The organism is Streptomyces albidochromogenes (assembly GCF_005981925.1).
Lineage (GTDB): Bacteria > Actinomycetota > Actinomycetes > Streptomycetales > Streptomycetaceae > Streptomyces > Streptomyces albidochromogenes.
In genome coordinates this window covers 1-916 of sequence record NZ_VBVX01000673.1, presented here as the reverse complement: position 1 = coordinate 916, position 916 = coordinate 1, and the positions used below count along the sequence as shown (strand labels likewise).

1 protein-coding gene is annotated in these 916 nt (G+C 68.8%); it reads left to right on the top strand.

Translation table 11 applies throughout. The annotated features are described in order from the left end of the window. Positions 1-47 precede the first annotated feature (47 nt). Positions 48-916 (top strand): beta-ketoacyl [acyl carrier protein] synthase domain-containing protein (locus tag E2E34_RS34695; RefSeq protein ID WP_244316408.1); only part of this gene is annotated, 869 nt, incomplete at its 3' end.

Genomic DNA, 916 nt, shown 5'->3' with positions numbered 1-916 from the left:
TCCTGGCGAACCGGGTGAGTTACTTCCTGGATCTGCGCGGGCCGAGCATGACGATCGACACGTTGTGCTCGTCGTCCCTGGTCGCCCTGCACACGGCGGTGCGCAGCATCCGTGACGGCGAGTGCGAGCAGGCCATCGTCGCCGGCGTCCGGGTCGCGATGTCCCCGCTGCACTACATCGCGATGAAGAACCTGCGAGCCCTGTCGCCCTCGGGCGCCTCCCGTCCCTTCGATGCGGGGGCGGACGGGTTTGTGCCGGGTGAGGGTGTGGTGACGGTGGTGGTGAAGCCGTTGGGTGCGGCGTTGCGGGACGGTGACCGGATCCGGGGCGTGATCAGGGGCAGTGCGGTCAATCACGGTGGTCGTACGAGTGGGTTGACGGTGCCGAGCAGTGGGGCGCAGTCGGAGGTGATCGTGGCGGCGCTGCGTGATGCGGGGGTGTCGCCGGAGTCGATCGGGTTGGTGGAGGCGCATGGGACGGGGACGGGTCTGGGCGATCCGATCGAGGTCGAGGGGTTGACGCGTGCGTGGCGTGGGGTGACGGAGCGGTCGCAGTTCTGTGCGATCGGCTCGTTGAAGGGGAATGTGGGGCATCTGGAGCCGGCGGCGGGGTTGGCCGGGTTGGTGAAGGTGCTGTTGGCGATGGAGCACGGGATGGTTCCGCCGTCGTTGCATGTGGTGCGGCCGAATGATCACATTCGTTTCGAGGAGTCGCCGTTCTATCTGGCGGATCGGGTGACGGCGTGGCCGCGGGGTGGTGAGCCGCGTCGGGCGGCGGTGAGTGCGTTCGGGATGGGCGGGGTGAACGCCCACGTGATCGTGGAAGAACCGCCCGCACCGGTCGTACGGGCTGGGGTGGCGCAGGACTCGCACGTCCTGCGGGTGACCGCTGCTGACGAGACCGCGCTGCGGTCCCT